Annotated in this window: 20 protein-coding genes and 1 pseudogene; 8 read left to right on the top strand and 13 right to left on the bottom strand. The window is 37.5% G+C overall.

The features are described 5' to 3' along the window. The first annotated feature begins 33 nt into the window (after nucleotides 1-33). Nucleotides 34-1,974 (top strand): EAL domain-containing protein, encoded by a 1,941-nt coding sequence (locus WNY98_RS11360; protein ID WP_342877948.1) that lies wholly within the window; start codon nucleotides 34-36, stop codon nucleotides 1,972-1,974. A 520-nt stretch (nucleotides 1,975-2,494) separates the two neighbouring features. Then, nucleotides 2,495-3,874, top strand: coding sequence for a VCBS repeat-containing protein (locus WNY98_RS11355; protein WP_342877947.1), 1,380 nt, complete (start codon nucleotides 2,495-2,497; stop codon nucleotides 3,872-3,874). 88 nt (nucleotides 3,875-3,962) lie between these two features. Here the strand turns inward: WNY98_RS11355 and WNY98_RS11350 are convergent, their stop codons facing one another. Beyond that, nucleotides 3,963-4,418: a hypothetical protein gene (locus WNY98_RS11350; protein ID WP_165744080.1), complete on the bottom strand. Its 456-nt coding sequence runs from the start codon at nucleotides 4,416-4,418 to the stop codon at nucleotides 3,963-3,965. Between the two features lie 12 nt (nucleotides 4,419-4,430). Continuing rightward, a complete protein-coding gene (locus WNY98_RS11345; protein WP_076925422.1) occupies nucleotides 4,431-4,706 on the bottom strand; it encodes an EF-hand domain-containing protein in 276 nt (91 codons plus the stop codon). Nucleotides 4,707-5,008: 302 nt separating this feature from the next. On the opposite strand from WNY98_RS11345, the gene WNY98_RS11340 reads away from it, so the two are divergent. After that, on the top strand, nucleotides 5,009-5,866 hold the full coding sequence (locus WNY98_RS11340) for a PA4780 family RIO1-like protein kinase (RefSeq protein WP_002958167.1): 858 nt from the start codon (nucleotides 5,009-5,011) through the stop codon (nucleotides 5,864-5,866). Between the two features lie 24 nt (nucleotides 5,867-5,890). Here the strand turns inward: WNY98_RS11340 and WNY98_RS11335 are convergent, their stop codons facing one another. The 6 genes from WNY98_RS11335 to WNY98_RS11310 all read right to left on the bottom strand — a co-directional run bounded on the left by WNY98_RS11335 (nucleotide 5,891) and on the right by WNY98_RS11310 (nucleotide 12,908). Then, entirely contained in the window at nucleotides 5,891-6,565 is a 675-nt protein-coding gene (locus WNY98_RS11335; protein WP_182695987.1) for a response regulator, read from the bottom strand. 38 nt (nucleotides 6,566-6,603) lie between these two features. After that, nucleotides 6,604-8,049, bottom strand: coding sequence for an ATP-binding protein (locus tag WNY98_RS11330; RefSeq protein ID WP_342877946.1), 1,446 nt, complete (start codon nucleotides 8,047-8,049; stop codon nucleotides 6,604-6,606). Further along, nucleotides 8,049-8,579, bottom strand: a complete 531-nt coding sequence (locus WNY98_RS11325) for a hypothetical protein (protein ID WP_342877945.1) — start codon at nucleotides 8,577-8,579, stop codon at nucleotides 8,049-8,051. The genes WNY98_RS11330 and WNY98_RS11325 overlap by 1 nt, the downstream gene beginning before the upstream one ends. A gap of 9 nt (nucleotides 8,580-8,588) precedes the next feature. Then, complete coding sequence (locus tag WNY98_RS11320; protein ID WP_342877977.1) at nucleotides 8,589-10,250, bottom strand: YHYH protein; 1,662 nt, start codon at nucleotides 10,248-10,250, stop codon at nucleotides 8,589-8,591. 74 nt (nucleotides 10,251-10,324) lie between these two features. Then, entirely contained in the window at nucleotides 10,325-12,256 is a 1,932-nt protein-coding gene (locus WNY98_RS11315; protein ID WP_342877944.1) for a S9 family peptidase, read from the bottom strand. A 43-nt stretch (nucleotides 12,257-12,299) separates the two neighbouring features. Further along, nucleotides 12,300-12,908: a flavin reductase family protein gene (locus WNY98_RS11310; RefSeq protein ID WP_342877943.1), complete on the bottom strand. Its 609-nt coding sequence runs from the start codon at nucleotides 12,906-12,908 to the stop codon at nucleotides 12,300-12,302. A 115-nt stretch (nucleotides 12,909-13,023) separates the two neighbouring features. Between WNY98_RS11310 and WNY98_RS11305 the strand changes: the two genes are divergently transcribed. The 3 genes and pseudogenes from WNY98_RS11305 (at nucleotide 13,024) to WNY98_RS11295 (ending at nucleotide 15,240) form a co-directional block, all read left to right on the top strand. Next, on the top strand, nucleotides 13,024-14,535 hold the full coding sequence (locus WNY98_RS11305; RefSeq protein ID WP_342877942.1) for a deoxyribodipyrimidine photo-lyase: 1,512 nt from the start codon (nucleotides 13,024-13,026) through the stop codon (nucleotides 14,533-14,535). Nucleotides 14,536-14,537: 2 nt separating this feature from the next. Further along, nucleotides 14,538-14,672 (top strand): annotated as a pseudogene (locus tag WNY98_RS11300) (DUF2256 domain-containing protein). Nucleotides 14,673-14,802: 130 nt separating this feature from the next. Beyond that, a complete protein-coding gene (locus tag WNY98_RS11295; protein WP_342877941.1) occupies nucleotides 14,803-15,240 on the top strand; it encodes an OsmC family protein in 438 nt (145 codons plus the stop codon). 70 nt (nucleotides 15,241-15,310) lie between these two features. On the opposite strand, the gene WNY98_RS11290 is transcribed toward WNY98_RS11295, so the two are convergent. Next, nucleotides 15,311-15,496 carry a 2TM domain-containing protein gene (locus WNY98_RS11290; RefSeq protein WP_342877940.1) on the bottom strand — a complete coding sequence of 62 codons (186 nt, stop codon included), beginning with the start codon at nucleotides 15,494-15,496 and terminating at the stop codon, nucleotides 15,311-15,313. A gap of 218 nt (nucleotides 15,497-15,714) precedes the next feature. Between WNY98_RS11290 and WNY98_RS11285 the strand changes: the two genes are divergently transcribed. Then, a complete protein-coding gene (locus WNY98_RS11285; RefSeq protein WP_342877939.1) occupies nucleotides 15,715-16,491 on the top strand; it encodes an EAL domain-containing protein in 777 nt (258 codons plus the stop codon). Between the two features lie 49 nt (nucleotides 16,492-16,540). Here the strand turns inward: WNY98_RS11285 and WNY98_RS11280 are convergent, their stop codons facing one another. Further along, nucleotides 16,541-18,028 (bottom strand): dipeptidase, encoded by a 1,488-nt coding sequence (locus tag WNY98_RS11280; RefSeq protein WP_342877938.1) that lies wholly within the window; start codon nucleotides 18,026-18,028, stop codon nucleotides 16,541-16,543. A 136-nt stretch (nucleotides 18,029-18,164) separates the two neighbouring features. Between WNY98_RS11280 and WNY98_RS11275 the strand changes: the two genes are divergently transcribed. Continuing rightward, nucleotides 18,165-18,356: a DUF2986 domain-containing protein gene (locus WNY98_RS11275; protein ID WP_083707585.1), complete on the top strand. Its 192-nt coding sequence runs from the start codon at nucleotides 18,165-18,167 to the stop codon at nucleotides 18,354-18,356. 2 nt (nucleotides 18,357-18,358) lie between these two features. Here the strand turns inward: WNY98_RS11275 and WNY98_RS11270 are convergent, their stop codons facing one another. The 3 genes from WNY98_RS11270 to WNY98_RS11260 all read right to left on the bottom strand — a co-directional run bounded on the left by WNY98_RS11270 (nucleotide 18,359) and on the right by WNY98_RS11260 (nucleotide 23,169). Next, on the bottom strand, nucleotides 18,359-19,321 hold the full coding sequence (locus tag WNY98_RS11270; RefSeq protein WP_342877937.1) for a TDT family transporter: 963 nt from the start codon (nucleotides 19,319-19,321) through the stop codon (nucleotides 18,359-18,361). Between the two features lie 242 nt (nucleotides 19,322-19,563). After that, nucleotides 19,564-21,738 (bottom strand): TonB-dependent receptor, encoded by a 2,175-nt coding sequence (locus tag WNY98_RS11265; protein ID WP_342877936.1) that lies wholly within the window; start codon nucleotides 21,736-21,738, stop codon nucleotides 19,564-19,566. Between the two features lie 132 nt (nucleotides 21,739-21,870). Further along, the gene (locus tag WNY98_RS11260) at nucleotides 21,871-23,169 is read right to left on the bottom strand and encodes a PAS domain-containing methyl-accepting chemotaxis protein (protein WP_342877935.1); all 1,299 of its coding nucleotides are present in this window, start codon (nucleotides 23,167-23,169) and stop codon (nucleotides 21,871-21,873) included. Nucleotides 23,170-23,421: the final 252 nt, after the last annotated feature.

The raw sequence follows: 23,421 nt of genomic DNA, 5'->3' as shown, positions 1-23,421 counted from the left end.
CCTAGGGGTTGTTTTTGAAAAAGGTTTTAATTAGTGCCATATAACAATTTAAGTAATAATGAGCGAAAAGAAGCGCTCAAAATTTTATACTCAAATGCTATTTCCGGAATTGCAGTCTCTGTATTAGTCAGCGTTGCTTTGGTATTTGCTTTTGATATAAATAATGAGGAAGCAAACCACGATAAAATAGTATGGTTAGGCATAATGATGTGCGTACTTACTTTGCGAATTATTGATTTGGGTCTTTTTTTTAAAGATCAAAATTCTAGCCAACCTTACAATACACATTGTTATTTAAATCGCTTTGCTATTGGTTGTATATCAACAGCCGTGTCTTGGTGTGGCTATGCTCTTTGGTTTCACAGCACTTCATCTACGGTGGAAGTTACTACGACCATTGCTATTTTATCAGCGCTTGCCGGTGGCTCTGCAAATTTACTTTCTGGCAGTCGTTTTACCGCTGTTTTATACAGTTTTACTTTATTGGCGCCCTACTCTTTTTTGCTAACGCTTTCAAACAATCACTACCAACACGTATTGGGGCTGTTAGGTTTAACTTTTGCCACCATTATGATTGCTTCATCTTACAAATCAGCCACATTTACACACAGCGCAATCAAGCTCAAAAACCAAAACAGAGAGCTACTTAATGAAATGGAAAACAAGGTAGAGCAACGCACTGAAGAAATTTACCGTTTATCGAATACCGATCCACTTACAAATCTATTAAACCGAACCGCATTTTTAAAAAATGCAAACAGACAACTAGCAGACAACCCTCAAGAACCCTTTGCTTTATTATTCGTAGATTTAGATGGGTTTAAACAAATAAATGATTCGTTGGGTCATAAAGTAGGCGACAAAGTATTAAAAGAAATAGCACTGAGAATTAGTAATATATGTAACCAACAACTTTTTAAATGTCGATGGGGCGGAGATGAGTTTTTAATTTTAGCAACCTATCAAAATCAAGCTGAGCTTGTCGAATTTGCTAATAAAGTACTTAAAAGTATTAGTGCCGAGCATGAAACATATAAATATCAAAAGTGGATATCAGCAACGATGGGGATTGCCATTTATCCAGAACACGGGAGTGATTTAAATACTTTAATTCGCTCTGCTGATACTGCTATGTATCACCAAAAACGCATTGCTAAAGGTAATATCAATATTTATAACGATTCACTCAAATTAAAACAAGAAAGAGAGTATCTTTTAAGTCAACGCTTAGCCAATGCGATAGAAGAAAATAGTTTAAGGCTAGTATTTCAACCAATTGTAGATAGTAAAACATCAAAAGTAACCTCTTTCGAATCATTATTACGCTGGCAATTAGACGGTGAAAATATTTTCCCTGATGAGTTTATAACTATTGCCGAGCAATACGGTTTAATAACTCAATTAGGTCTTTGGGTAATTGATCAAGCCTGCATACAAGCTAAAAAGTTTAGCCATTTACAACCCCAAATTGCAGTGAGCGTGAACGTATCGGTTATTCAACTGCAAGATCCAGATTTTGTAACTAAGGTATTAAAAATAGTAAATACCTACCAAGTAGAACCTAAAAACCTACACATTGAAATTACCGAATCAGTATTTGCCGAGGATAAACTCACGTTTTTAACAGCCGTTAAAGCACTACAAAAACAAGGTTTTTGTATTTCAATTGATGACTTTGGAACTGGCTATTCATCACTATCAAGCATGCTTGATATTGGTGTAGACATAGTAAAAATAGACAGAAGTTTTATTCAAAATATGGATAAAAGAGGGTTAAGTATTATTCATGCAATTGTACAAATGGCCTCATCTTTAGATTTTACTGTTGTTGCCGAAGGCGTTGAAACTATTGAACAAGCAAACACGCTTACTAATATTGGTGTATCTCACCTGCAAGGTTATTACTTTTCAAAACCAATGGAAGTAAATTTTGTAGATGCTTATTTAAATGAGCAAAATAAACTATGTAGTTAACAGCCAAAACCCGCTAAAAGCGCTTAACTACCATATGAGTTTTGCGCTACCTTTCTTATTAGGGCTTGTTTATCTTTCGAGGTTAAATTTGCAGCAGGCTGTTTGGTATTTAGGCAAGGCAGAGCCTATGTAGTATGGTTATTCCCTATAAATAGGCGATAACGTAGCATAAATGCCAAACATGCGCTGCCCGAATGGCTCTGCCTAGTGGAGATTGACTCTTTGTTATTAGGTTACAAACCTCACGCCGCGATTAAATCTTCCTTGGGTTGAACAAATTTCAATCCTGAAAGTTCAACAAACCCTCCTTAAAACATAATCTTACAATTACTTACACCCGATACATAGTTATTAGCGTAGGCTAAATATAAACCAACTTACATAAGTGTATTACGTTTAAATTTACGCTAATTAGCAAATCACCAGCGCGAGACCCTACGTTAAGTTGTGCGCTGATGTTGCTTATATAAGTGAATAATAAAAATGTAACGATACAACTAAATATAAAAAAGGAATTTGCATGATAAAACCACTTTGCTATTCACTCATCACTTTAATTACCCCCATTAGCGCTATAGCTCAAACAATGGCTATAAAAACAACGGATGAATTAGTATCAACCGATTCAGAGATTTTATTTGCATATAATAAAGAATCAAAACAATTAGAAGCCATCAATTTACTCACATCACTAAGTAGTGAACTTGCTTTACCAAAAAATGCCATCGGGTTTGATGTGGCTACACTTGCTAACATTACCGATAAACAAGCACTCGTACTAACAAGTGATGGCGTATACAAAGTCCAAGCTGGTAAACCTACACTGTTGTTTAATTATGAGTCGGTTCTAAATCAATTAAAAATAGATAAATTTGAAAAAGTAGACTTTGTTTTCGATGCTAACAATGATGGTCTAAGCGATATTTTCATTCCTGGGTTAGCAAGCAGTACTTTATACATTCAAAATAAAGATGGCAGCTTTAAGCCTAACCAATTTAAGCAAACGCCTAAGTATGAAGGCCACTTTTCAGGAAAAGGGCTTTCTCTAGAAGTTAATATTAACAATAAACCTGTCGTTATTGATTTTAACCACGACGGATTAAACGACCTGGTTTTTTCAAATGACTTTGGAGCAGATGTACTACTTGCTAATTCAGAGGGCTTTGAGCAAAAGCTCACCTCAATTAATTTTAACATCGAGTTAGGCGAGCTAAGCAATGGCGAAACTCGCAAAATTAAGCAAATTATTGATATTAATAACGACGGATTTCTAGATTTTACAACTAGGCAGTTTAAACCTACGCAAGGTATGGATTCGTTAGATATAAAAATAGCGCACACTTTGTACCTAGGAAGTGCTAAAGGGTTTAGTAATACGCCCATTCCCTTATTTGAAACACAAGGCCCTAGCGAGTTATTACTCAAAACAGATTTTAATAATGATGGTTTAATTGATTTACAAAAAATGGATTTAGATATTGGCTTAGGTACTATTGCGTCTATGGCATTAGGCGGCGGCAGTACTGATGTAGATGTAGAAATGAATCTTTATAAGCAGCAACCTGATGGCTCATTTGCCAATAAATCGAGTATCGAACTTGATTTAGAAATGGAAGTGAGAATGAATGGCGATGACTCCGAACCAGCACTCTATTTAGGTGATATTAACGGCGACAGCTATATTGATGCAGTATACAAATACAGTAAAAAAACACTGTATATTTATTATGGTGAGCAAGACTCACTGCTAAATGATAAGCGTAAAAAATTAAAGTTAACGCTGCCTAAGAATAATAAAGATATTCTTTTGGTAGATATAAACCAAGACGGTAAAAAAGATTTTGTATTTAAATTTACCGAAGAAGATGGCACCAGCAAAATAGAAACGCGTTTAAATTAAGCCATTAAAAAAGCCCAACAGAATTAACCGTTGGGCTTTGGACTTAAGACTTTCGAGTAACAGTCAGCTTTACTCTAAGTTATAACACCTAAGCAGTTACATTTAGCAGTGAATCGCCTTCACTTAAACCAAACTTCTCTTGCACTGATGCAAGGATTGATTCTTTATCTTCATCTGACAACTGGCTTGAATACTCAGTTAATAGCTCATCTAAGTAGCTTACTACTTCGTCTGTATCTACTGATTCTAATGAGTTTTGTGGCGGTGGCGGCGGTCTTTGACCTTCCACTCGTCCTGCATCACCTATACTTTTAGCATCAAACTCAAGTTCGCTCATTAAATCAGCAAGCTCTTTTGTTGGCTCAATACCTTGTTCTTTAAATGCCGCTTGAATACTTTGCGCGTCTTCTGCGCTTAAGTTTTCTGCATCAAACTCTGCAAGCGTTTCTTTAACAAAATCGCTTTGCTCTGTTGTTAATTTTGAAGCTTGGCTGCTTTGTTGCGATATGAAACTCGCAGAACTACCACTAATACTATTAATCATTTTAGTATCCTTTCAACGTTCACGACGAGGTGGTTTATGTTCGCTAAGTTCTTGCTCACTAATTTCACCATTACCATCAGCATCTATAGAATCAAAAATTGTTTGTGCATCGCCGTGCGGCGGTTTTTTTGCACTAAACTCTTCAAAGCTAATTACGCCATCACCATCAGTATCAATAGCTGAAAAGTCAGGTTTTTCAGGAGGATTGTCACCGCCTCGAGCAGCTACATTAGCTGAAAAAGCAATAGATAATATTGCCACAGTGGCAAGAGTTGAAAAATGCTTCATAGTAATAACCTCGTATTTAAGAATTAAACTAAGCTTACGCTTTAAAAACGCAAACAATGTGCAAATAATGAGGAAGTAATAAATTATTTTTAATAAAAACTGATGATTCAAAAAAAGTTCTGGTTGATTGCTTTGCAATCAATATATAAGCTAATAAAATAATACGATTAATTACTCTCTGGCAGTAGTGTTACTGCCCTTAATTCTCAAAGCTGATATACTGCTTGAGCCAATTAAACAAACAAATACAGAGCACTTTCATAAATAATGATTAATAACCAACCCTACTTAGCAGGCAATCTGTGAAAATACCTAAACGCCTACAACCTCTTGTTGATGATGGCCTTATTGACGAAGTAATAAGCCGACTAATGAGCGGTAAAGAAGCCGATGTATTTATTGTGCGTTGTGGTGAACATATTCGCTGTGCGAAAGTGTATAAAGATGCGGTTAAACGTAGTTTTAAAAAAGCGGCACAATATCAAGAAGGCCGGAAGGTACGTGGTGGACGCCAAGCGCGTGCTATGGGTAAACGCTCTAGCTATGGCCGCCAATTAGAAGAAGAAATTTGGCAAAATGCCGAAGTTGATGCGTTATCTCGTTTAGCTGGCGTGGGTGTACGTGTTCCTGATACTTACTTTTGTATTGATGGCGTGCTGCTTATGGAGCTCGTCTCTGATGAAGATGGTAACGTAGCCCCTCAACTAGGACATGTCGTTTTTAGTGAAGAGCAAGCGATTGAGCAGTATAAACTCATGATACATTACATTAAGTTAATGCTTTGCGCTGGTATAATACACGGTGATTTATCTGAGTTTAATGTACTTGTAGATAATAACGGCCCTGTAATTATAGATTTACCGCAAGCCGTTAACGCTTCAGCAAATAACAGTGCACAAGCTATGTTTGCACGCGATGTAAATAACATACGCCGCTACTATGGTGAATTTGCGCCAAGCATACTAAAAACTCAATACGCTAAAGAAATGTGGGCACTATTTGAAGAGGCCAATTTAACGCCTAATTCAACGCTTACAGGTGAATTTGAAGACAGCGACGAACTTGCTGATGTAGATTCTATTCTTGATGAAATCCAAGCTGCCGAATACGAAGAGTTTGACCGTTTAGAGCGAATTAAAAATGCTGACGATGATGAGTAACTCATCGTCATAGCTCATTCCACCTTACTGTGGATGCACAAACCGGTAGCCAACCCCATAAACAGACTGGATAACACTTTCAGTTTGTGTCACTTCATCTAGTTTTTTACGCAACTTTTTAATATGGCTATCAATAGTACGGTGGCTCACAATACGCTGATCGGCGTACATAGTGTCCATTAAGCTATCGCGCGAATAAATACGATTTGGGTTGTTAAACAAAGGTTTAAATAGTTGAAATTCAAAGTTCGTCAATTCTATACTGTTTGATTTAAATTTTACGCTGTAGCTGCTTTCGTCAAGCTTCATTGTTGACTCTGTAACGTCACTTGCGTTATTTAATCGCCTTAAAATAGCTTTTACACGTGCCACCAGCTCAGCATAACTAAACGGCTTACAAATATAATCATCTGCACCTAATTCCAGCCCAAGCAGCCTATCTATTTCTTCTACTTTTGCCGATACCATAATAATAGGCACGTTTGAAAAGCGCCTGATTGCTTTACACAGTTCAATACCACTTTGACCTGGTAACATTATGTCTAGCAAGATTACACTCGGCCTGTTAATTTCAAGCCAAGGTAATACTTCATTCCCGTGATGTATTTGATGAGTAATAAAGTGATGGCTGCTTAAAAAGTCACTCATTAAGTTAGCTAGCTTTACTTCATCTTCCACAATTAGTATTTGTTCACTCATAGGCATCTCTGTAAGTAACCTTAACTTTATTTTATAAGCTAAATAGTTGGCAATCTAATAATAATAGCAAGGCCGCCTAAGCTGGCTTTTTCTGCAGCTATTTCACCTTTATGACCTTTAACTATATGCTGGCAAATAGATAAACCTAAGCCAGAACCGCCCTCTTGGCGATTACGCGAACTATCTACTCGGTATAAATATTCAAATAAATGCGATAAATGCGACTGCTCTACACCTACGCCATTATCTTCGATTATAAGCTCTAAATAAGTTTGCCCTTTAATGCTTATATTATTAGCCGTTAAAGAAATAGTTGTACATTGTGCATAGTGTACTGCGTTCATTAAAATATTATCGAGTAGCTGCAAAAGGCGTGTTTTATCTGCTTGTACAGTTATGTGTTTAGCGCTATTTAGTAGGTATATTTTTATATTATGTTGTTCAAGCACAACCTGATATTTTTGCTCAATAGTATTTAATAATAACGCCATATCAGTAGGTTGCATAGTGTAGTGCATACCTCCTAACTCTGCGCTATTAAGCATATGCAAGTCGTCTATTAAGCGTTTTAAATGCAAAGCTTCATCGTTAGCCGAACTTATATTTTTTGCGTTCGGTTCTCGTATACCAAGTAGCATAGCTTCAAGTTCACCGAGTAAAATACTCATTGGCGTCCTAAGCTCATGAGAAATATTAGCAAGCCAACGTTTACGCACTTGCTCGTCTTTGGCGAGTGTAAATGCAAGGGTATTAAAATCTTCGCTTAATTGGCCTAATTCATCTTTTCGCTCAAGCGTAAGTTTGGTCTCGTAATTACCTTGCGTTAAACGATGCATACCGTTAGCAATTTGCTTTACTGGACTAACTAAGTGGCGAGATAATAAAAAGGTAACCAGTAATGTTAGCAGTACCGCAGCTAAAGCAATAAACCATAAGTAGTTAGTTTGCTGCTGTAAAAAATCAAGTTCGTAGCCATCAACCAAGCTATCTCTTTTGGAAACAGCTAAGTAACCCACTATTTTATCGTTAACTATAATTGGGGTTGTTATATATTTTAAATCGTTGAGGTATTTTCCCACTACTCGCTGCTTATTTTCGTCAAGCAAAGCGTAGTGAGCAATATTTTCTGGCGGTGGGCGACGATCCTCTCCTAAACGCATATGATCTGGCGGCGGTCGTCGCATCACTCGCCCACGCGGACCAGGCCCTTCTTGTGGTCTAGGTAAAAATTGGCTGCTTTCTAACTGCGATTCAACACGTTTTCTAAAATTTTCGCCACTGCCGACAACACGTTCCCATGAGGGTGTCTGTTCGTACTGCTTTGCTAGTTGCACAACAAGTGGTTCAAGCGCTTTCACCTCTTTTGCATTAACAAAATCAATTACGCCTTGCCCTATACTCCACTGTATAAGTACCACCAGCCCTGCAATAACACTAAAAGTAAAACTAAATAGTATTAAAAAAAGTTTATTATGAATTTTCATTAATGCGTATTTTCAACCTTGCTAGGAAAGCTCTCAAATCGGTATGTTATAAACTCTTTGGTTTGGTCGTTAACATACAGCGTAGCAACTATTTTTTTACCTTGAGCGGTCCAATACATATGACCATGATTATTTAAAGTAACCGATACGGTATTTATACCAGTTTTAAATAAGTTAGCAGGTAAATGCAACGCTTGTCCGTAAATTCGCTGTATTTTAACCCCATTAATGTATAAATGAGCATGACCTTGTAAAAAACCGGTGTCATCGTTTGTTGTCACGCCCATCATTTGTTGCATGTTCATCGTGCCCTCTGGCGGCACAGACAAATCATAACGCTGTGTATCTAAAATTAAGTTATAACCCGACATACTATCTTTTAATAACTTAAGGCTTAATGCCGGGATTGGCGTGTCATTTGGCACAGCTATAGGCATATGGCTATGATCCATCATTTCCTGCTGCGCAAAGAGCTTGAAGCTCAATAGCGCAGCAGTTGTTAGGATCAATGCGTATTTAAAATAACGCATAGTTACTCCTTACATTCCCGGTGGTGGACCCATTGTTTCGCCAGTATCACAGCGACCAATTGAATTAGCGGCTAATTGACCTTTAAAACGAGGCCCTATTTGATAAGGAAAAGAAGGCTGTAATTTACCATCACTGTCTAACGTTAGTGTTATATGGTAGTGATAACCCTTACCATCATTAGTATCGTGGCCGTTATGCTCATCTAATTGAGCACCGGTTACTGTTTTTTGCGCGTAGTAATAATCTTCAAAGTAATAACCATCGTCGGCATTCAATGTATTACCAGAGAGCGTCGTTACTTGTGCACCTATAGCAGGACCTGCATCACTTGTTTGTGTACCTTGGCTAACATCGTATTGATCAACTAAGGTACAGCTTCGCTCACCCTCAGTACCACAACCCCCTTCACTTGTAGGTGCACCGTAATCTCGCATTTCCCAGCCACTTAATGCTAGTTGTCCGTTACTTTCATAAGGACCATAAAGCGGATAGCCATCAGCTGCAAACCCATAGATAGGTGAATGCGCATCGCCATCATCTTCAAGTAAATCAGCTAAGCAACTAGTATAAAAATGGTGATGATATTCACCGTTAGCAGCATGTCCGCCACACACATCAACATCATATTGCTCAGCAATGGGCGCTAATGTATACCAAATATTATTTCCGTAGCTCATACCATCGCCCCAGTTAAATATACTGGTGCCATTAACCATTAAGCCAACTGTCCCTAAACCTGTTTCACAAGTTTCAGTGTCAGATAAATCGGTAGGTGTTAGCGGAAAATATGCTTCAACCGCTTGTTCTGTTGGGCAACCGGGTCCTGGAGGCCAATAGCCTGCACCGCCTGTGTCATCACAGTTTTCAGTGCTGCTGTTATAGCCAATATCTTCACCAAACGAAATAGTTTGACCTACTGCTGCTGAGGTTACACCGTTATAAAAATCAGTAGCTGCACGCGGACGGTTATTTAACGCATCTACTTGGTCTTGTGTAAGCGTTACGTCATATTTAGGAATGTCAGTTGTTTGCACATACATGTATTCAACGTCAGCATCATCTTGTGTAACGCTAACAACTTCAACTAATTGAACATCTTCAACCACTGCACCATTATTTTGTATGTAAGTAGAGGTTGTATCGTTGTTGATCAACCAGCTGGTAAGTTTTGCACTATTATCAACTGCGCCGCTATCAGAGCCTGATGAAGCAACAACATTAATTATAATTGTATCTACAACTACATCGTTTGTTCCGTCATCTGCACTGATTTCAAATACAAGTGCTTCATCGGTTAATACCTCTGGGGCAACAAACTCTGTAGACGTTGCTGTACTTGAAGATAAGCTAACGGTAGTGCCTGATGTTTGTGACCAACTAACCGATACTTCACCATCATCTTCAACTGTTGAACTTAAATAAACGGTATCACCCGCATTAACAGTTTGGTCAATACCGGCGTCAACCGTTGGAGCACTATTACTGGCTGTATCGCCGTCTGTTGTAGTACTTGTTGAATCGCTATTACATGCACTTAAAGCGATACAAAGCGCACTTAACGCAAATAGCTTAGTTATATCAGAGGCTTTTATTTTAAGAAGTGTTTTCAATGCTTGAACCTTTACTTTAACGTTTAATAAAACAAAGTTAACAAGTAAAAGTGCAAGCAATGTGCACAAACTAAGGAAAGTTATGATCAAAAAAGACAACCTAAGTTGTCTTTTTGCTATTTACTGGAGTCTGGCTATTTATTATTTTTCAAATGTTTATCAAAAAAGTCTAAAAATGCCTGAAGAGTTTTAACTCTGTGTTCTTGATAAGATAAGTAATGGTCACCATCTTCAAGCTCAATATAAGTAACATCTTTTGCTTCATCATCAAGTTCATCCTGCATTTCTCTACTATGATAAACAGGTACCACACTGTCGTCAGTTCCATGTACAAGCAATATTGGTCTTGTTATTTTTTTAGCAAAATTCACTGGAGAATTAGCTTCTAGTAAATCATCATCAGTTCCAAACTGCTTTCTAACGATATTTTTGTTTGTAAAGTGTCGTGCTTTACTCACTAAATACTCTAAATCACTGACTCCAGCAAAGCTAGCCGCACATTTAAACGTTTCTGGATGCTTAATTACAGCCATTAACGCTGCATAGCCACCATAGCTAGCACCACCAATACAAATGCTATCAGCTTGCGCTATTCCTTGGTCAATTAACCAGTTTGCACCGTCTTGCAAGTCATCTTGCATAGCTAAACCGAAACCTTGAATTGACTGCATTAAAAAGTCGTACCCATAGCCGCTTGAACCACGGAAGTTAGGCTGTAAAACAGCATATCCGTTATAGGCTAATAAAGCTGTCCAGTAATCAAAATTAGCATAATCCCTTGCCATGGGGCCGCCATGTGGAAATATAATTGTTGGTAACTTATCACCTTCTTTATATTCTACTGGTAGAGTTAGATAGCCTTCTATTTTCAAGCCATCTCTTGCCTTGTAGCTAATGCGCTTTTTGCCTCTGTATACAGAGGCATCTATTTGCGGATAAACATCAGCAATTGCACTCACCTGCTTTTTTACTCTATCCCCAAATAAATAACTACCCGACGTTTTGTCTGAGCTGATATAGAGTATATATTTTTGCTGATCTTTACTGGTACTTACAATGTCTAATTTATATTCATCTTTAGGGAGTGATACGCGCAAAGAACGATGTAATTTATCTAAGTCTTTATCCCAATATTTAATACCATCATCTAAATGTGAATCAGTAAAGCCTGCAACTTCGCCAGTTTGTTGTGAATAAAAAATAGACCCATCAAAATCATATTTACTATTACTGTAAATTAGCTCGCGAGCTTTAGTCGTTAAATTGAGTTTAAATAATGCATCGCGCCCTTCATGTAACGCAGTGATGTATAAAAAATTAGAGTCTTTATCAAACCCTAATATAGAAATACTTTGCTTACTAAAAACCTCATAATCAAATAAAGTTTCCCACGACTGTTTATTCTCATCAAAATAATCGTAAGTAAATTGCGTATCGTCCATTTTTTTTGCAATACGAACTTTACCTTGCCTGTCGGCAAACCAAGTAACTACATTACTGCGTGGTCTTTGTATTTGTGTCTTACGTAATGTGGTTAAATCTAACTCATAAACTGCTGGGGTATTTGCTATTTTAAAATCCCCTTGAACTAAAATTTTATTTTCTTTTTCAGGTAAAAAACTAACAATTCGGTCTGAATATTGTGGCTGGATTTCATCTCTTACTGTGTTGGCTTTAAAAGCTAATTTAAGACCTTTATCATTTTTAAAGTTATACGCATACATAAGCGTTGATGTATATTTAACTCCGCCAAACTGATATTTTATATAGCGAGCACCAAGTAACAGTACGTCATCATTTGCCCAGTTATACCAATCAAAAAACACTGTATGGTTATTTGAGTTTATAATTGGTGTTGTAACCCCCGTCTCCAAGTTTTTAACCATTAAGATTAAAGTCCCTTGATGGTTTCTTATAAAAGCGAGGTTCTTACCATTGGGAGATAGCTTCACTTGGCTAAAATCTTTTAAGCCTGCAAAAACCTCTATAGGTAGTTTTTTATCTTGTGTGGCAAAAGAGCCAAAACTTTGCAAAGCAATTAACAAAGTGAAAATGTACTTAAACATTCGTAAATCCTTTTATTATTATATTCCTAGGTAAACGATTATTTCACAACTGTGGCCTTTTAAGCAAAAACTTATCTTTAGTGGTTGCATAGTAATCCCCACCCATTCGACCTACCGCATCTAAAAGTGTTGGGTCAATATAACCATCGACAAACACTTCATCGTCAACACAAATACCCACTATATCTAGTAGCATCATTTGCCCGCCACCTGGCTCGCTTGAAATAGTAATCACTTCACGTAGCTTACACTCATAGCGTACTTTTGAATCAGCAACACTCGGCACTGCGACCATTTGGCTATCAATTTTAGTTATATTTGCAGCATCAAATTCACTCACATCACTAGGGTAATCAGCACAGCTTTGATTCATTTTTTCAACCTGCTGATGGCTCACAATGTTAATCACACATTCTTTAGTCGCTAATATGTTAATTAATGTATCTTTGATTGCTTTATCGCGCGGATTTACTTGCGTCACACTCAATACTGGTGGGTTACAACTCGCTACTGTAAAAAATGAGTAAGGGGCAATATTAGCCACACCGTCGCTACTTAATGTGCTTATCCATGCAATTGGGCGAGGACTAATCCCGCCAACTAAATACGAATAAACATTAAGCTCTTTATTTACAGTTAAATCTAAAAACATGTTTTTCCTTTTTAATATCTTAAACTAAGTCGTAATTTGAATTAGTTACGTATGAGATATATCAGTTTAGTAAAAAACTAAATATATTTTACATTTAAAGCAATACACAAATTATATGAAAATAAACATCGTGTGGTTTAAACGTGATTTGCGTCTTAGCGATCATCAACCATTAAAAAATGCATTTAGTAATGGCTTACCTACCCTATTACTTTATAACTTTGAGCCATTACTGCTTGAAGATGCGCACTACAATGAGCGACATTGGCGTTTTGTATATCAATCTATAGTTGAGTTAAACAATCAGCTTGCTCGTTTTAATACCTGTGTTTATATATTTAATTTAAATATGAACGATTTACTTGAATCGTTAAAGGCGCAGTTTGAAATAATAAATATTTTTAGTCATCAAGAAATAGGCTTAAACAACACCTTTGAGCGCGATAAGGCAATAAAAGCCTGGTGCCAGCATAATCACATTAACTGGCTAGAGTCGCAAACAGGCGCGGTTATTCGCGGCAAAAAAAATCGTAATAATTGGAATGAACGCTGGCAGCAAACAATGCAAGCACCTATTGCTGTTCCTAATTGGAAGAGTATAAAAACAATTACCCTCAATAACTACCAAGCACCTGAGCTGCCAAGCGCTTACACGCAAGATCACGACAGCTTTCAACAAGGCGGCCCGTTGCATGCACGCCAAGTAATGCAGAGCTTTTTTGCCGAGCGCGGTAAAGGTTATCAAAAAGGAATATCGAGCCCAAGTTTAAGCCAAACCCATTGCTCTCGGCTTTCGCCTTATTTAGCGTGGGGGAACATTAGCCTTAGGCAAGTGTATCAAATGGCAATTGATGAATATCACTCAAAGCACCCCGATAAAAGAGGCTGGAACCGCCCACTTGCTGCGTTTGTATCGCGCTTGCATTGGCACTGCCACTTTATGCAAAAGTTTGAAAGCGAATCCTCTATGGAATTTTTAGCCCTTAATTCGGGTTATCACGTATTTCCGTATCGCGATGATGAACATGTTAAAAACGATATTGAACGCTGGGCGCAAGGTCAAACAGGTATTCCCATTATTGACGCTTGCATGCGCTGCTTAAAAGCCACCGGTTATATAAACTTTAGAATGCGCGCCATGCTTGTAAGCTTTGTAACCCATCATTTAAATATAAGTTGGCAGCAAGCAAGCTTTCCGCTCGCTAATTACTTTTTAGATTTTGAGCCCGGAATTCACTACCCGCAAATTCAAATGCAAGCCTCGGTAACAGGCATTAACACCATTAGGCACTACAACCCAATTAAGCAGTCAGAAGATCAAGACCCAACAGGCTCGTTTATTAAAAAGTGGTGCCCAGAGCTTGAAAAACTCCCTATTGAATATTTACATCAGCCTTGGGAGCAAACTCCAATGGAAGCACTCTTTAACGACTTTAAATTAGGGGAGGATTATCCCGAACCTATGCTTGATTTAACAGCAGCCTCAAAAGAAGCACGCGAACGCTTATGGCAATATCGTGAGCGAGCCGATGTTAAACGCGCCATAGGGAAAATTCTTAGGAGGCACGTAGCAATTACACCAAAAACAAGCCAAGTAAAAAATAAAAACAACAGTAAGACTAAGTAAGCATGACGCATAAAAAACTAAACTTACCTCAAAAAATATGCCCTCTTTGTAATAAACCTTTTACGTGGCGTAAAAAATAGCAACGCGACTGGGATAACGTTATTTACTGTTCAGAGCGCTGCAGACGTAATAAATAAGAGTAACAATTAACTGGCGTCTATTTTGCAACATCATCAGTAATTAGTGCTTTTAAGGCTTTGTATAAGTTTATTTTGTAAATAACGCTTAACTAACCTGAAAAGCTTACACCCAAGCAAGGAGAAGATGATGACTATTAAAAAAACGGCAAGTTCTACATGGTCTGGCGACATTAAAACAGGCAAAGGTAGTATATCAACTCAAAGTGGCGCGCTTAACAAACAACCTTACGGTTTTAATACCCGCTTTGAAGATAAGGCAGGCTCAAATCCTGAAGAATTAGTAGGTGCAGCGCACAGTGCATGTTTTAGTATGGCGCTTTCGCTTGCATTAGGTGATGCAGGCTTTACTGCAGACAAAATTGATACTAAAGCCACTGTAAGCCTTGATGAAGTAGATGATGGTTTTTCGGTTACGTATATTGCCCTTGAAGTAAAAGCGCGTATTGATGATATTCAAAATGAGCAGTTCCAAGCCTTATGCGAGCAAACCAAAAAGAACTGTCCTATTTCCAAGCTCTTAAATACTGAAATATCACTAGATGCGACACTTCAATCAGCATTTTAACTATTTAGACTTAACTATTTAGACAGTTCCTTAATAAAAAAGCCAAGTAAGTAATTACTTGGCTTTTTTATTATAAAGAATTATTTTTAGGTTTATTCCTACTCAAAGCACTTACTACTAGCCCAATTCCCATCCCAAGCGCTGGCCATACTACCCAGATATAACTAGGCGAAGTTAGTAAATTTATAACGCTTAGCAAAGTTAAAATAAGTAAATATGCTTTAATTTTTTTGCCTATTGTAATTGTATTGCTCATTTATATTCTCCAAGTAATGTATGTCGCTATTATTATTTTAATAAGCAACGTACACACCTGCCAAATGTCACTAAGTGATCTGACATTAGTCATTATTTTTCATTTAATTACATAGTTATTTATTACGTATAAAAACATAAAAAACAATACTTTAATCTATTTGTGTTAGAATCTAATCTCAACCAACCTAAACAAATATGCATAAGAGGATGAGCTAAATGAGCGAAAAATCAAAAGATTGCGAAAAAGTGACGTGTAGTAACTGTGCTGACGCTAACGATCTCGAATTTGATTTTTCTATGGCTTTTCAACCGATTATAAACTGTAAAACTAATCTCATTTACGGCTATGAAGCGCTGGTTAGGGGTTTAAATGGCGAGTCTGCCTATTCAATTATTTCAAAAGTGAATGAAGACAACCGCTATGCATTTGATCAGCTTTGCCGTATTAAAGCCATTCAACTAGCTTCAAAGCTAGGCATAACATCAATGCTAAGTATTAATTTTTTACCTAATGCTATTTATAAACCTGAGCGATGTATACGCACCACACTAGAAGCTGCAAAAAAGTATAACTTTCCAATTCAAAATATTATGTTTGAATTTACCGAAGTAGAAAAAATAGAAGATACCACGCACATAAAGCGCGTTGTTGATTACTATCAGTCTCTTGGGTTTAAAACCGCCACCGATGACTTTGGTGCAGGTTATTCTGGTTTAAATTTACTGGCTGACTTTCAAACAGATATTATCAAGCTTGATATGGCGCTCATACGCAATATAAACAACGACAAAAAACGCCAATTAATAGTAACTCATTGCTTAAATATGTTTCGCGATTTAAACATTACTCCATTGGCTGAAGGGATTGAAACAGTACAAGAATATACATGGCTTAAAAACGCAGGTGTTGAACTTATGCAAGGGTATTTATTTGCCAAACCAAGCTTTGAAAACTTGCCTAAGGTAAATTTTGAGGACATAGGTGCTGATTAATACCCAACACCTATTATTTATATCTTATTGAATCTAAGTAATGCTAAAACTACATATTGCCCAGCTCTATCATCATCGCTGTGTACATACGTAAATTAAGCTCTAGTTGCTCAAGCGTCATAAATTCATGCTCTGAGTGACCTGTGTAGCGCTTACCTGGCATTGAAGGACCAAACGATACGGCGTTATCAAACAGCTTTGCATTAGTCCCACCACCAATCGATACAAAGTCAGCTTTTTCGTCACCCGTAAAATGCTTGAAAATATCAAGTAGCTTTTGCGCATGCGGCGCACCATCTAGTAGCATAGGTGTACCAATAATTGTTTCTATGTTAGCAAGCGTTACATTGTTAGCAGCCTGCCAATTCGCGAGTGCATCATCAATTTGCTTTTGCAGTACAGCTTCGTCTTTACCCATAGGGCGACGTGCATTTACAGCAAGTGTTAGCGCATTACCATCGCGCTCAATAACTGTTGGTGCAACCGTCATCGGGCCCATAAAGTCGTGCTTATAGGCTATTTCGCCAAATTGTTTACCGTGAATGTCTAAACCAATTAACTGGTTTACAAAGTCGATTAGCTCGCCGTCGCTATTATTTTCAAGCTCCACGCCTTTAAATAATTCAGCCAAATACGCAATGGCATTTATACCTGACTCTGGCTCTGATGAATGTGCCGACATACCTTTAACACTTATTGCTAAGCCATTGCTTTTTTCACTAAAGTTAAATTCAACTTTATCTAATGTTTTAGCTTTTGCCTTTAATGTATCAATAAGTACCGCGTCTGCATTGTGCAGAACTAAGCTTGCATCTTCTGGGATTTGGCTTCTAAACGCACCGCCCGTTACATCGCTTACATACACACCCGTTTGTGGCGATGTTGCATTAAAAGTAGGGGCTATTAAGCTCCAACCTTTCTCTGCAACCACTACAGGATATGACGCATCAATCGTTACGGCATATTTTGGCTGCTCATACGTTTTCATAAACTCTGTAAGCGGACCCCAATCAGACTCCTCAGCAAGATAAATCATTAGCTCAATACGATTATTAAGCGTTATGCCTTTATCTTTAATTGCTTTCATGGCGTAAAGCGCTGTCGCTATTGCGCCTTTGTCGTCCTCAGTACCACGGCCAACTAATTTACCTGGCTCAGACGTATCAATAATAAAAGGACTTTGTTTCCATTTTCTGGCATTAGCCGGTTGCACGTCGCCGTGCGTTACTACCGTTACTTTTTCGCTTTGCTCGCCCATACCTATTAATACGGTGTAACCTAAATCTTGATAGTCAAAACCAAGCTCTGCGGATTTCATTTTTAACAGTGCTTTAAAGCCAATAAAATCGGGATTTTGAGGAGCTGTAATGTCGCTTTTATTAACCGTCGGAAAAGCCACTAAGTTAGTTAGTGTGTGTATTTGAGCATTTTGGTAGGTATTTACTGCGTAATCGGCAACGCTATCAATATTTTTATTTAACTGCGCATGAGCACCAAACGCAAATAAAGCAATACTGGCTAAAGCTAACTTTTTCAAAACAATTCCCATTTAATTAATAACTAAGAGCGGTAATTATAACGCTATGAAGCGCTTACTTATAGCTCTTTACGCTAAACACACAGGTAACTTAAGCTGAATATTTATATAGCAGCTTTTATAGGGTGGTTGTATAATGCGCGACTTAAAATTAACAGGGCATTTAATTGTGAACCGTCGTAAAAAAATCGTCACTAAATTTCAAAAGAAAGATAAACGCACTAACGCTAAACTACACAAAAGCAACAAACCTGGTTATGTGTCAAAAGCTGAGCGCGAAAAACTAGCTGAGCAAGAAAATAATGAGCCACAGGTAATCCAAGAGTAACTTTACGTTACCTGTTGCTTTGATAATTTAAAGTGGCAAAAGTACCGACCACTTACATAACATACCACTGCCGTGGCAACTATAAGTTCAAACGTAGCTAAGTAATTAACTGTATCTACATATGGCATTGCGAGGTTTATACTTTGCATCCAGTCTTTCATTTTAAATAATGCAGTTGCCCCAATAACCATTGGAAATGTAAAAGCAGCGTAGCTCGGCGTAAAAGGTCTGCGTAATAACTTTATAAATAACACATAAACAATCAGTGTTTTTATTATCGCTAATATAAATAATGCGCCCACTATAACAAGTGATGGATTAGCTACAACATGAAAATACCCCGCTAATGTTAAACTGGCAGGCGCCGCTAAAATGGCAAGTGTAGGCTGTATTTCGTAGTCACTTTTTAAGGCTAATAAAAAACGATAAAACATAATTGGCAGCATTATGGCGTACGTTGATATACCAATAACTAACGCACTATAAGCTAACCACGCTAATGTCGGATTACCCGAAAAAGTAACATCTGCAATAATTATCCCCACTGGTGGCACAAACCAGCTAGGTGCCATATCTTCAAAATTAAACTTTTTTGCCCGCTGGTATAAAAAGCTCACCAAAAATGTGAGATGCAACACAAAAGCTAAAACCCACATAGTATCACCAGCCAATGGGTTAAATTGCCCAATTGAGTTTGAAATAACAAGATTAGCCATTGCAAATGTAGGGATCACACTTCCTGCAACTGGGTGTGCTAAATCGGCTTTTAATAAATGAGGGTGTAGTAAAAATTTAGCAGCCAAAAGTAAAACTAATAGGCTAGCAAAAACAGCTCCCAAAAATTGCCCGTAATAATTTAAATTAAAAACGTTCTCCCATGCCCACCCCATACTGGCAATACCCAAAGCTAAACCAGCCATGGCCGTTGGCGCACCCATCACTTTATTTTTAAATTGCTTAAACACTGTATTTCCTAATCATTGGGTGATGAACAAGTTACTGCTTTTTACTGCATTGCCTTAAAATAACACTGTAAAATTAGTACAAGCGTGCTTAATAGAACGCTTTTTGCGTACAAATATTTCATAAAATAAGTTTACGGCTTACGTATTAGTTATTAATTATTAGTTATTAGTTATTAAAGCGCAAAAAAAGCCATAACGTGGTTATGGCTTTTGCTTTATTTTAAATTTGAATATGAGGTTAATTAAAACGCGTAACTAACGCTTAAATTAAATGAACGCCCCTGCCCTGCAAGTTGTTCAAACCCGTTGCTACTATCTTGTTTAAGTGCCGCAATACTTACACCACCTAATGGGAGCTGGTAATACTCATCAAACACATTACTCACTTCTGCGCTTAGCGTTAATGCATCCCATGTGGCTTTAGAGCTTAAATTAACCAAGCTGTAGCTGTCTGTTTGGTTTTCAAAACGATTATTATCTACACGGCTTTTAGTATCTACCCACTGCCAAGATAATGCATTTTCAAATCGACCTATTTGCTGGCTAATACCTAGCTGGGTTTGCAGTGGTTTAATTTGATAAAGCGGCTGGTTAGTATCGTCGCGCTTGCCTCTCGTATTAGTAACATTAGCGTGTAACTGCCAGTTACCTAATTGCTTAGATTCATAAATATTGGCTGTTAAATCTATTTTTGCACCATACAAAATTGCATCTACATTAGTAAACTGCAAAATATTGCGCGCTGTATTGTCCAAGCCATAACTATTGAAGCTTCTTACAATATCAGCATCAATGTAGTCGTTCACATCTGTATACCAAACATTGGTGCTTAATCGCCAACGGTCATCTTTAGCCGATTTAATATAAGTAGCACTTATTGTATACGCTGTTTCAACGTCTAAATCAGGGTTACCAATATAGCCATTACCATCGCCATACCAACCAATCATGGTGGTTGCCATGGTACTTACACCCCAACTGTATCGCTCGTATAAATTAGGTGCTCGGTTTTTACGGGCAAGCCCAAATTGCAGCTCATCATAATTTGTTATTTGGTAGTTAATTAATACGTTAGCATCAACTATAGTGTCGGTTTTATCTCTGTCGCCAGCATTAAAATTCTGTGCAGCGATGGTATTATCTGTAGACGTATCACTCATGGTCATACTTCCCATACTTTCCATGCTACCCATGTCGCTCATATCGTCCATATCCGTCATGCTCATACCATCGTTGTAAGATTGAACCTCTCCAACTTGGGTATTAATACTTTCAATACGTACGCCTACGTTTAACCATAATTTTGTATTTATTTGGCTCTCAAATTCTGCAAATGCCGCTATTCGCTCTCGTTTACCGTTATTTATATTTACGTAATCGTCTGGTCCCATCATGGTTGAGCCTTCAATACCTGGCCACCAATCATCAATGCTGTAATTAAAATATTCTTGGCCAAGCAAAATGCTGCTATTTTTATCAAGCGCAATACGCCACTTAAGCTGCGTACTTATATCTTGTGCGTCGGTTTTCATTTGCATCATGCCGGGTTTTTCTTGGCTAAAAAAACCCATTTCGTGCTTTACGCTATGCCAGTTAACCTGCCCTTCAAGCTCACTGTTATCAAAAGAGCGTTTGTATTGAGCAATCGCACCGTAACTGGTGTTATCGGTCATATCCATATACTGATTTGCAAATCCCTGATACGGGATTTTTTGATGTGTTAGCTTTATAACTAATTGCTGTTTATCATCGCGTATAGCTGCGGTTAAACTGTGATTTTGTGCTCGATACAATGTATCTAATACTACGTCGCCGTTACCGTCTTCATAACTATCTGCATCACTAAACGAACCCTGATAATTAAGGCTAAAAGTGTCACTTGCTAAACGTGCACCCACGCCAAGTTTACGTCCGTTATCAACGCTACTGTACTTTGCTGACACATAACCTGAGTGCCAACCTAATTCATTGCTATCGCTATACTGTGGTGAAATAGAATTAACGCTTATTACACCGGCAATATTATCTCCGCCCGCGCTTACTGGTGACACGCCTGCAACCACATTGTAAGACGTAATTTGATTAGCCGAGATATACGAAAGTGGTGGGTTCATATGATTAGCGCATGCAGCGGTTACATCTGCACCATCAATCAACACTTTAACTCTGTCGCCCATTAAACCATTTAAAACAGGGAGGTTAGATACGCCGCCCGCTGCTGAAAAGTCGACACCTAAATCACTTAATAACGATTCTGACGAACCAAGTGCTAAATGCTTATTTTGAGCATGTCCGTGTACTTCAATTACTTCTAAAGGCGTATCGTCGGCAAATGCAAAAGGAGATAGCACACCGCTAATAAAAAGTGCGACAGGCGTTAGTAAATATGTTTTTTGAGTTTTGCTTTTATAAACCATTGTTAATTTATGCCACTGTAATAATTGGCGTAATTATAGTGTGAACTGCAAAAGCAAAAGCGCGACATATTGTCGCACTTTATCAATTTAGAATGTTGTTAGGTGTGTTTTATCTAAAGGTCATATAATAAATTAAGCATTTAACTTTGCGACTGTTTGAGAAACAATATCAGCTCCGCGCTCAATCTCTTTAATAACCTCAGATACATTAGCAATAAGCTCTCGCCCTTGCTCTGAAGAGTCTGAAACCGACGTTATTTGCTTTGATATATCATTAGTTAACTCTTGGTTATTTTTAACAACCGTTGCTATTTCATTAGTAGAACGACTCGTACTGGCTGCAAGTTGTCTTACTTCATCTGCTACTACCGCAAAACCTCGACCGTATTCACCAGCACGTGCAGCCTCTATGGCTGCATTAAGTGCCAATAAATTAGTTTGATCTGCAATGCTACTAATTGTAGAAACAATAGAGCCTATTACAGCAGATTGCTCATTAAGGTCTTTTATTAAATCTACCGATTTAAGTACTTGGCTTACAATTGCGTCGGAGTTTGCTATGGATCGTTGCAGTATTTCAGATCCTTTTTTAGCTGTTTCTACTGTAGAAACGGCTGATTCGTGTGCGATTGCAGCGGCTTCAGTCACTGCATTATTATTGTTTATACGATCAGTAATATTGGATGCAAACTTGATGATTTTAGTTACATTACCTTTGCTATCTAATATTGGATTGTAAGTAGCCTCTAGCCAAATTTCTGAGCCATCGGCAGTAATGCGTTTAAACTTTCCTGACTTAAACTGCCCCTGTGCCAACTCATTCCAAAAGTGTGGGTTTTTCTCATAAAATACTTCAGTACAAAACATTTTATGATGCTTACCTACAATATCTTTTAAGCTGTAACCTACTGTTGCTAAAAAGTTTTGGTTCGCCTTTAAAATATTACCTTCAGGGGTAAACTCTATGGTGGCTAAAGCTTTGTCGAGTGCATTTGCAATAGCTTCTTGCGCTTTTCTTTGTATGTAACTATTTGTAATATCAGAGGCTATTTTAATAACTTTGGTAACGACGCCGCGCTCTTCTACCGGGAAGTAAGTTGCTTCAAGCCAAAGTTTATCGCCATTCGCTTTATATCTTAGAAACGCTCCTGCTTTAGAGTCACCAGCCTTTAATTCTTGCCAAAACTTACTGTATTCGTGTGAGCTGGCATACTCACTTTCGCAAAACATACGATGATGCTTACCTATTATTTTCTCTTTACTGTAACCAATGGTTTTTAAAAACAATTGGTTTGCGTCTAATATTATTCCTTCAGGTGTAAATTCTATATAAGCTACATGCTTATTAATTGCAGATAATACAGACTGCTTTTGAATTAATTGAAGCTCCATTTCTTCAATTTTTGCGTTTCTTTTAGAAATACCAAACATATAAAAACCTTAAGGAGTAAATTAGTACAAACATTAGCAAATCAATGTGATATCAATATGTAACTATACTGTAAATATAAGCTTTAAATAGCCTTTCTGCTAATATTTAATATCTTATAGGCACCTGCTTTATAAATAGTTTTTTTATTTTATAAATATTAAGTAGTGTTTTCTTCTAATTAACATTTTAAAAACCTAACAAAACCACTAATTTATGCATGACTCTGTACTTTTTTTAACTTAAAATAACGC

Source organism: Pseudoalteromonas sp. AS71 (assembly GCF_038900275.1).
Lineage (GTDB): Bacteria > Pseudomonadota > Gammaproteobacteria > Enterobacterales > Alteromonadaceae > Pseudoalteromonas.
Note: the sequence above shows the minus strand (reverse complement) of the source record. Positions and strands in the feature narration are given on the sequence as shown.

What these genes read in the sequence shown, in the direction of transcription:
- WNY98_RS11355 (WP_342877947.1), top strand. Translation starts at nt 2,495, where the DNA reads ATGATAAAACCACTTTGCTATTCACTCATCACTTTAATTACCCCCATT.
- WNY98_RS11335 (WP_182695987.1), bottom strand. Translation starts at nt 6,565, where the DNA reads ATGAGTGAACAAATACTAATTGTGGAAGATGAAGTAAAGCTAGCTAAC.
- WNY98_RS11275 (WP_083707585.1), top strand. Translation starts at nt 18,165, where the DNA reads ATGCGCGACTTAAAATTAACAGGGCATTTAATTGTGAACCGTCGTAAA.
- WNY98_RS11290 (WP_342877940.1), bottom strand. Translation starts at nt 15,496, where the DNA reads ATGAGCAATACAATTACAATAGGCAAAAAAATTAAAGCATATTTACTT.
- WNY98_RS11295 (WP_342877941.1), top strand. Translation starts at nt 14,803, where the DNA reads ATGACTATTAAAAAAACGGCAAGTTCTACATGGTCTGGCGACATTAAA.
- WNY98_RS11305 (WP_342877942.1), top strand. Translation starts at nt 13,024, where the DNA reads ATGAAAATAAACATCGTGTGGTTTAAACGTGATTTGCGTCTTAGCGAT.
- WNY98_RS11345 (WP_076925422.1), bottom strand. Translation starts at nt 4,706, where the DNA reads ATGAAGCATTTTTCAACTCTTGCCACTGTGGCAATATTATCTATTGCT.
- WNY98_RS11330 (WP_342877946.1), bottom strand. Translation starts at nt 8,049, where the DNA reads ATGAAAATTCATAATAAACTTTTTTTAATACTATTTAGTTTTACTTTT.
- WNY98_RS11350 (WP_165744080.1), bottom strand. Translation starts at nt 4,418, where the DNA reads ATGATTAATAGTATTAGTGGTAGTTCTGCGAGTTTCATATCGCAACAA.
- WNY98_RS11315 (WP_342877944.1), bottom strand. Translation starts at nt 12,256, where the DNA reads ATGTTTAAGTACATTTTCACTTTGTTAATTGCTTTGCAAAGTTTTGGC.
- WNY98_RS11310 (WP_342877943.1), bottom strand. Translation starts at nt 12,908, where the DNA reads ATGTTTTTAGATTTAACTGTAAATAAAGAGCTTAATGTTTATTCGTAT.
- WNY98_RS11265 (WP_342877936.1), bottom strand. Translation starts at nt 21,738, where the DNA reads ATGGTTTATAAAAGCAAAACTCAAAAAACATATTTACTAACGCCTGTC.
- WNY98_RS11285 (WP_342877939.1), top strand. Translation starts at nt 15,715, where the DNA reads ATGAGCGAAAAATCAAAAGATTGCGAAAAAGTGACGTGTAGTAACTGT.
- WNY98_RS11325 (WP_342877945.1), bottom strand. Translation starts at nt 8,579, where the DNA reads ATGCGTTATTTTAAATACGCATTGATCCTAACAACTGCTGCGCTATTG.
- WNY98_RS11260 (WP_342877935.1), bottom strand. Translation starts at nt 23,169, where the DNA reads ATGTTTGGTATTTCTAAAAGAAACGCAAAAATTGAAGAAATGGAGCTT.